The organism is Meiothermus cerbereus DSM 11376, from assembly GCF_000620065.1.
In the GTDB taxonomy this organism is placed as follows: Bacteria; Deinococcota; Deinococci; order Deinococcales; family Thermaceae; genus Meiothermus; species Meiothermus cerbereus.
Genome location: NZ_JHVI01000044.1, coordinates 1 through 8,255 on the forward strand (window position 1 = coordinate 1; position 8,255 = coordinate 8,255).

General features: G+C 61.3%; 6 protein-coding genes. 5 read left to right on the forward strand and 1 reads right to left on the reverse strand.

Translation table 11 applies throughout. From position 1 onward, the window contains the following. The 5 genes from Q355_RS0112850 to Q355_RS0112870 form a co-directional block, all read left to right on the forward strand. Positions 1-607, forward strand: a 607-nt coding sequence (locus tag Q355_RS0112850; RefSeq protein WP_027878149.1) for a ParA family protein, incomplete at its 5' end; no start/stop codon positions are given. Next, positions 604-930: a hypothetical protein gene (locus tag Q355_RS0112855; protein WP_027878150.1), complete on the forward strand. Its 327-nt coding sequence runs from the start codon at positions 604-606 to the stop codon at positions 928-930. The genes Q355_RS0112850 and Q355_RS0112855, both read left to right, overlap by 4 nt. A gap of 19 nt (positions 931-949) precedes the next feature. Continuing rightward, entirely contained in the window at positions 950-4,027 is a 3,078-nt protein-coding gene (locus Q355_RS0112860; RefSeq protein WP_027878151.1) for a DNA methyltransferase, read from the forward strand. Between the two features lie 13 nt (positions 4,028-4,040). Further along, a complete protein-coding gene (locus Q355_RS0112865; protein ID WP_027878152.1) occupies positions 4,041-7,259 on the forward strand; it encodes a DEAD/DEAH box helicase family protein in 3,219 nt (1,072 codons plus the stop codon). A gap of 107 nt (positions 7,260-7,366) precedes the next feature. Further along, positions 7,367-7,678 carry a helix-turn-helix domain-containing protein gene (locus Q355_RS0112870; protein ID WP_027878153.1) on the forward strand — a complete coding sequence of 104 codons (312 nt, stop codon included), beginning with the start codon at positions 7,367-7,369 and terminating at the stop codon, positions 7,676-7,678. Here Q355_RS0112870 and Q355_RS0112875 read toward each other — a convergent pair. Then, the coding region (locus Q355_RS0112875) for a tyrosine-type recombinase/integrase (protein WP_027878154.1) at positions 7,675-8,255 on the reverse strand (581 nt) is incomplete at its 5' end. The genes Q355_RS0112870 and Q355_RS0112875 overlap by 4 nt on opposite strands.

Sequence of the window (8,255 nt, forward strand, 5' to 3'; positions counted from 1 at the left end):
GGGCAAGACCACCACCGCAGTCAGCCTGGCGGCCCTGCTGGCCGAGCGTGAACCGGTCCTGCTGGTGGACGCTGACCCCCAGGGCTCGGCCACCTGGTGGTGCGAGCGGGGGGAGATGCCCTTTGACCTGGCCCAGGAGAGCGACCCCCGCCTCCTCTCCCGGCTGCGCCGGGCGGAGGGGTACGGAGCGGTGGTGGTGGACACGCCCCCGGCCCTGCGCTCGGAGGCCCTGGAAGCCGCCCTGCGCTCGGCAGACTACGCCGTCCTGCCCACGCCCCCGGCCCCGCTGGACCTCGAGGCCCTGGTGGAGACGGTGCGGGGGGCGGTGCGCCCCCTGGGGGTGGCCCACCGGGTCCTCCTCACCCGGGTGGACCCCCGGAGCCTGGGGGAGGCCCTCGAGGCCCAGACCGCCCTCATGGAGGCCGGGGTACCCGCCTTCCACGCCTTCGTGCGGGCCTATAAGGCCCACGAGCGGGCCGCCCTGGACGGGAAGCCCATCACCCACTGGCGGGGCCCCAACGCTCGGGAGGCGGAGGCCGACTACCGCCGGGTGGCGGAGGAGCTTCTGCGGGAGCTTTCCCTGCTCCCAAAGAGGAGGGAGGCGTGAAGCGGAAGCGCCTGGCGGAGCTGGTGAAGGAGGAGACGGAGGCGCTGCGGGAGGCCTCTCCTGCGGGAGAAGGCCCCGAGGAGGCCCCCACCCGGGAAGCCCCGTCGGAGGAGCGCCCCCTCCCCCCCTACCTCACCTACGTGCGCAAGGAGTGCCGGCTCCGCCCAGACCAGCTGGACGCCCTCACCGCTCTCGCCCGGAGGCTGAATCGGGAGCGGAGAGGAAACGGGGAGCGGATCACCGAGAACACGTTGATCCGGTGGGCGGTAGATTTGTTGTTGGAGCGCTTTGAAAGCAAAAATTTGGAAAGGCCCGAACCCTAGCCCCGAGAGGTAAGTTCCGATGAGTAACCCGAGAGACAGATTCTTAGACCTTCTCAAGGAGCTTTTTCAATTTGACCTGACAGACCTGGACTTCGGCATTTACCGCATCATGAACGCCAAGCGCGAGGAGATCGTCCGGTTCCTCGACCGGGATCTTCTGCCGCAGGTCCGGGAGGCCTTCCAGGACTACGAGGCCGAGAACCGGGCGGGGGTCGAGGCCGAACTCGAGGAGGCCATCGCAAAGGCCAAGGAGCTCGGCGCCGATCCCGAGACCCTCCCGCGCATCAAGGAGCTGCGCGCAAAGCTCACCCAGGCCGTGGACGTCACCGCGCTCGAGAACGAGGTTTACTCGCACCTCTACAACTTCTTCCGCCGCTACTACAGCGAGGGCGACTTCATCTCCCGGCGCCGCTACAAAGAGGGTGTCTACGCCATCCCCTACGAGGGCGAGGAGGTCAAACTCTACTGGGCGAACCACGATCAGTACTACATCAAGACGAGCGAGTACCTGCGCAACTACACCTTCAAGCTCCCTTCCGGCAGGCGCGTCCACTTCAAGCTGGTGGAGGCCGACACCGAGAAGGACAACAACCGCGCCCTGAACGGCAACGAGCGCCGCTTCATCCTCTCCCCAGATCAGCCGCTCGCTGAAGAGAACGGCGAACTCGTCATCCGGTTCGTGTTCCGGCCCGACCCTGAAAAGCGCAAGCAGGCGGACCTCAACGCCGCCGCGGTGGACCGCATCCTCAAGCAGACTACGGGATTCGACGACTGGCGGCAGGAGCTTGCGTCCCTCCGGCCTACGGAGAAGAACGCAAACCGCACGCTGCTGGAGAAGCACCTCACGGACTACACCGCCCGCAACACCTTCGACTACTTCATCCACAAGGACCTGGGCGGTTTCCTGCGCCGGGAGCTCGACTTCTACATCAAGAACGAGGTGATGCATCTTGACGACGTGGAGAGCGAAACCGCCCCGCGCGTGGAGCAGTACCTCTCGAAGATCAAGGCCATCCGCCGGATCGCCCACAAGATCATCGACTTCCTGGCGCAGATCGAGAACTTCCAGAAGAAGCTCTGGCTCAAAAAGAAGTTCGTCGTCGACACGCAGTACTGCATCACGATGGGCCGCATCTTACGGATCAAAGACGAAGAGACGCGCCACTGGCTCATCGGGGAGATCATCAAGAACGATGCCCAGCGGGAGGAGTGGGTCCGGTTGTTCGCGATCAACGAGATCGAAGGCAATCTGACGACGCCCGGCTACACCGAGCCGCTCACGCCCGAATTCTTGAAGGCCCACCCGACGCTGGTGGTGGACACGCGGCACTTCGACGAAGCCTTCAAGCTGCGCCTGCTGGCGGCGATCCCGGACCTGGACGAGGAAACCGACGGGCTACTGATCCATAGTGAGAACTTCCAGGCGCTGAACCTGATGCTGGAGCGGTACAGGGCAAGCGTTAACGCCATCTATATCGATCCACCATACAACTCACCTGCAAGCGAAATCCCATATAAGAATGACTATAAGCATTCATCCTGGCTGGCTTTGATGCATGACCGTCTTCTCCGCTCCGTAGCATACCTTGTAGATGACGCACCATATGCGATAGCTATCGATGATTACGAACAAGCAGTACTGTGTACACTACTCGATGCGCTATTTCCCCAAATGGACAGGCAGATGGTGATTGTCAATCATCATCCTCAAGGGGGTATGAGCCATAACATTTCTAGAACGCATGAGTACATGGCTATTCTTGTCCCCAGCGGATTGGACGTACTACGGGGAAGGGAGAAAACGTCGGGTGTGGAGTATAGAAGCTTTATGCTCAGCGGGCCGGGTACGAATAAGACAAGGGCTGGCCGCCCGAATAGCTTTTATGCTGTTCTGGTTGATCGCAAGGCAAGAAAGGTAGTCGGAGTAGAGCCGCCACCCAAAGCTGCGAAATACCCAACAGACCCTACTAAAGATGGGTATGAGCGTATCTATCCGATCAACCAGGCTGGCGAGGAGAAGGTCTGGTGTCGCACCTTCGAATCAGCACGTTCCTTAGTAGCACAAGGTGCAATTGTCCTCACGGATCAAGGGACACTAAAAATTGCAATTGATACGACCGGACGCAGGCGCAGCCTCATGAGTAATTGGACCGACAGTAGATACAACGCTGGGCCTCACGGGACCGCTCTTATCGCAGATATTCTAGGCGTGCGGGATCTTTTCGCTTATCCAAAGTCCCTGTTCACTGTAATGGATGCTATCGAGGCCATGACTTGGTTCGCTGAGGAGCCAAACATCCTCGACTACTTCGCCGGCTCCGGCACCACGGGGCACGCGGTCATCAACCTCAACCGCGAGGACGGCGGGCGGCGCAAGTTCATCCTGGTGGAGATGGGCGACTACTTCGACACGGTGCTCGTGCCGCGCATCAAGAAGGTCATCTTCACGCCGGAGTGGAAGGACGGAAAGCCCAAGCGTATGGCCACGCCGGAGGAGGCCGAGCGCAGCCCGCGGATCCTCAAGATCCTGCGCCTCGAATCCTACGAGGACACGCTGAACAACCTGGAATTGAAGCGCACCGAGGCGCAACAGACGTTGCTCGAACAGCACCCGGAGTTCCGCGAGGACTACATGCTCCGCTACATGCTGGATGTGGAGAGCCGCGGCAGCGCCTCGCTTTTGAATATCGACCGCTTCGAGGATCCGTTCAATTACAAGCTCGAGATCGCCACCGGCACGGCCGGCGAGACGAAGCCGACGGTGGTGGACCTAGTCGAGACCTTCAACTATCTCCTCGGCCTCCGCGTGAAGAAGAAGAAGATGGACGACGTCCGCGGCGTGCGCGTGGTAACGGGCACGAACCCGCAGGGGGAACGGGTGCTCATCCTCTGGCGCAACACCAAGGAGCTGGGCAACGACGCCCTCGACGCCTGGTTCCGCAGGCAGGGCTACAACACCAAGGACCAGGAGTTCGACGTCATCTACGTGAACGGCGACAACAACCTGGAGAACCTCCGCAAGCCAGACCAGACCTGGAAGGTGCGGCTCATCGAGGAGGAATTCCAGCGGCTCATGTTCGACGTGGCGGACGTGTAGGAGGCAAACGCTGATGGCCCGAAGGAAGACATCGCCAGGTCGCCAAGTCTCCCAGTCTCCCACCCTCAAATTCGATCAGCGGCTGGTGCTCCACCAGTGGCTGCTCGGCCTCTTCGGCGCGTCGAGCTTCGAGCGTCTCGCCGCCAATCTGAAAGCCCCGGAGCTGGAAGGCTTCGACGAGAACAACGTCAGCCGTTTCTACCAAGCGCTGTGCCTGCACATTCCGACAGAGAAACGCCCGCATCTGCCGGATGACCTGCTTCTGGCCTACGACCAGAACATCGTGCGCCATTGGAAGCGGATCACGGAGCGGCGGAATCACGCGGGGCCGTTCCTCTATCCCAAGTACTTCCAGTACCTGGCGCTGCTCTTCACCGAGATTTACCTCGATCGGTACTTTCGCAACCCGGACGGGTTGCTCGCCGAGCTCAACGCCCACGTGGAGACCTTCAACGCCGACGCGCCGGAACCAAGCCGCATAGAGCCCTACACGAGGCAGGACCTCAACAAGCTGGCGTTCTGGATGGCCACCGGAAGCGGCAAGACGCTTCTGATGCACATCAACATCCTCCAGTACCAGCACTACCTGAGAAAGCACAACCGCGAGCAGGCGCTAAACCGGATCATCCTGCTGACGCCGAACGAGGGGCTGTCGCACCAGCATCTGGAGGAGTTCCAGCTTTCGGGCATCGAGGCCGAGCTGTTCTCGAAGGAGGGACGGGGTCTTTTCACGGGTCGCGCGGTGGAGATCCTCGATATCCACAAGCTGCGCGATGAGATGGGCGAAAAGACTGTAGCCGTGGACGCCTTCGAGGGGAACAATTTGGTCCTCGTGGACGAAGGGCATCGCGGCACCAGCGGCGCGCAAGAAGGCGCCTGGATGCAGAAGCGGAACCAGCTCTGCGAGAACGGATTCTCGTTCGAGTACTCGGCGACCTTCGGCCAGGCGATGAAGGCCAGCGGGAACCGCGCGCTGGAGCAGACGTATGCCAGGTGCATTCTCTTCGACTACTCGTACAAGTACTTCTACGGCGACGGGTACGGCAAGGACTACCGCATCTTGAACCTGGCCGACGACTCGGACGAGAACGTCCGCCGCCGGTATCTCACCGCCTGCCTTCTTTCGTTCTACCAGCAACTGAAGCTCTATCGGGACAAGCCTGGAGACTTCCGGCAATTTCTCATCGAACGTCCGCTCTGGATCTTCGTCGGCGGCAGCGTCAACGCGGTCCGCACGCAGAATAAACGCAAGGTCTCCGACGTCGTGGATATCCTTCTGTCCCTGGCGACCTTTGTGCGCGAGCGCGACGAAAGCGTGACAGCTATCGAGCGCCTGCTCGCAGGACGCTCTGGACTGCTCGACGCCAAGGGGCGGGACCTCTTCCAAGGCACATACGCCTATCTCAATACGCTCGGCCTCTCGCCCCAGCAGGTCTTCGAGGACATCCTGCGCGTGCTGTTCAATGCCGCCACGACAGCCGCGCTACACGTGGAGCATCTCAAGGGCACCGATGGCGAGGTCGCGCTGCGGCTTGGTGACAACGACGCCTTCGGCGTGATCAACGTTGGCGACGCCCCGGCCCTCTGCAAGCTCTGCGAGGAACAGAGGGAACTGGTCGTCACGGAGAAGGAATTCTCCGGCTCCCTCTTCCGCGCCCTCAATGACGAGACGTCCACGATCAACATTCTGATCGGCTCCAAGAAGTTCATCGAAGGCTGGTCGAGCTGGCGGGTCAGCACCATGGGCCTCATGAACATCGGGCGGAACGAAGGCCCGCAGATCATTCAGCTCTTCGGTCGCGGCGTCCGACTCAAGGGAAAGGACTTCTCGCTCAAGCGCAGCCGGCGCCTGGAGGGTGTAAGCGCACCCAGGAACATCGAGACCCTGGAGACGCTCAACATCTTCGGCATCCGCGCGGACTACATGCGCCAGTTCAAGGAGTACCTTGAGGAGGAGGGCCTGCCGGCGAACGAGGATCGGATCGAGTTCGTCCTTCCGGTCATCAAGAACCTCGGGAGCAAGAAGCTCAAGATGGTCCGCCTTCGGGAAGGCATCGACTTCAAGAAGGACGGACCGAAGCCCGCCTTAGACGAGCCGCCTGACTATCTTGTCCGGCATCCTGTCGTGGTGGATTGGTATCCGAAGCTCCAGGCCATGGCCAGCGGCGCCGGTGGGACGAACGGCCAGGCGGCGGAGCGGGATCGGTGCTACTTTGAAGAATCGCATCTGGCGTTTCTCGACTTCGACGCCATCTACTTTGAGCTTCAGCAGTTCAAGAACGAGCGAGGCTGGTACAATCTGACAATTCCGCGTGACGGCCTCGTCTCTCTCCTGAAGCAGAAGGAGAAGAAGTGGTACACGCTGTACATCCCCAAGGAGGAGATGGGGTTCCGTTCGTTCCAGCAGGTCCTCCGCTGGCAGGAGATTGCGACCGCCCTTTTGAAGAAGTACCTGGACCGTTACTACAAGTTCAAAAAGCAGGAGTTCGAGGGGAAGCTTCTGGAGTATCAGGAGCTCTCTGAGGACGATCCTAACTTTGTGAGTGAGTACCGACTGCTCATTGAGCAGTCGCGCGAGGACATTGTCCAGAAGCTAAACGAAATAAAAAAGTTAATCGAAAGCGGAAGTCTGAAAGAAGCAGAGTTCTCCAGTCTGGCTTTTGAACAGGGCTCATTCAAGGCAGTCGCTTTTGCTGGTCATCTTTACCAGCCGCTCATCTACGCTGGCGACAATCTCATCGAGGTCAAGCCCGTGGTGCTGGAGAACGAGGGCGAGCGCGATTTCGTGCTGGACCTCCAGGCGTTCTGCGAGTCCGAAAAGGGGAAGGAGTTCCTCAAGGACAAGGAGCTCTACCTGCTCCGCAACCTGAGTCGCGGCCGCGGCATCGGCTTCTTTGAGGCGGGCAACTTCTACCCCGACTTCATCCTCTGGCTGCTCGCTAACGGCAAGCAATATGTGACTTTTATTGACCCCAAGGGGCTGCGCAATCTCGAGGGACCGGAGGACCCGAAGATCCAGTTTCACCAAACGATCAAGGAGTTGAAAGATCAACTAGGCGATCCGGCAGTTGTCCTGAATTCGTTCATCATTTCCAGCACGCCTTTCAATCAGGTCAAATGGTGGAACGGGGGCATGGCCAAAGAAGGTTTTGAGGCACGGAACGTTTTTTTTCAGCGGGAGGACCAGAACACCTACATCGGGAAGCTGCTGACTCAAGTTACGCAAGGTTGAAAAAAGGCGATAAGATAGGGGTCTCCTCGTGCACCAGGAGACCCCTGGATGAGTTTGACACTCCCACGGCTAAAGCGCGTGGGAGTGTCAACGGGTAAGCTGGGGCCATGAACGCTCTGGCCATTTCTCCATCTCAACAGCGCGAGTTACAGGAATTCCTGGCCCGGGGAGAACCCGTGCGCATCCTCCCCCTGGAGGCCGAACTCACCACCCAGCAGGCAGCAGAGATCCTGGGGGTTTCCCGTCCCTATCTGATCCGCCTCCTGGAGGAGGGTAAGATCCCCCACCGCAAGGTAGGAAGCCACCGCCGCGTGCTGGCCTACCGGGAGACCTCGAGGCGGCAGGGGCGTGAGCTGTTGGACCGGCTCATCGCCGAAAGCCAGGCGCTCGGCCTCGACCGTCCGCACGCCAGCGACTAGAACACCTCCGGCAGCGCCCTAGCGGCCTCCTCCAGGCGCTTCCTGGAGACGTGCACGTAGATCTGGGTGGTGGCGATGGAGGCGTGGCCCAGGAGCTCCTTCACCTCGTCGATCCCCCGCCCCGCCTCCATCAGCGCCGAGGCGTAGGAGTGGCGCAGCTTGTGGGGGGTGAGCCGGGCCCAGTCCTTGAGCCCCGCCCGCCGGGCCACCCGCTTGAGCATGGCCTGCACCGTGCGGGCCGGGAAGGGCTTCCCCCGCTCCCTCCCCGCGGTGTGGCTCCACAGGTAGGGGCTGGTGGGGTGGCCCTCCAGGTTGCGGTGCTTGAGCCACTGGAAGAGGGCCCGCTGGGCGGTGGGGGAGAGCACCACCACCCGCTCCTTATTGCCCTTGCCCAGCACCCGCACCGCGTGGGGCACCCCGTCCTGGTAGGTGAGGTCGGCGTAGGTCAGGCTCAAGGCCTCCGAAATCCGCAAGCCCGTGCCGTAGAGAAAGGCCAGCAGGGCCCAGTCGCGCAGGCCTTGCCGGGGGGAGCGGTTTTTGTAGGCGGCCTCCAGGAGCCGGGCCACCTCGGGCGGGG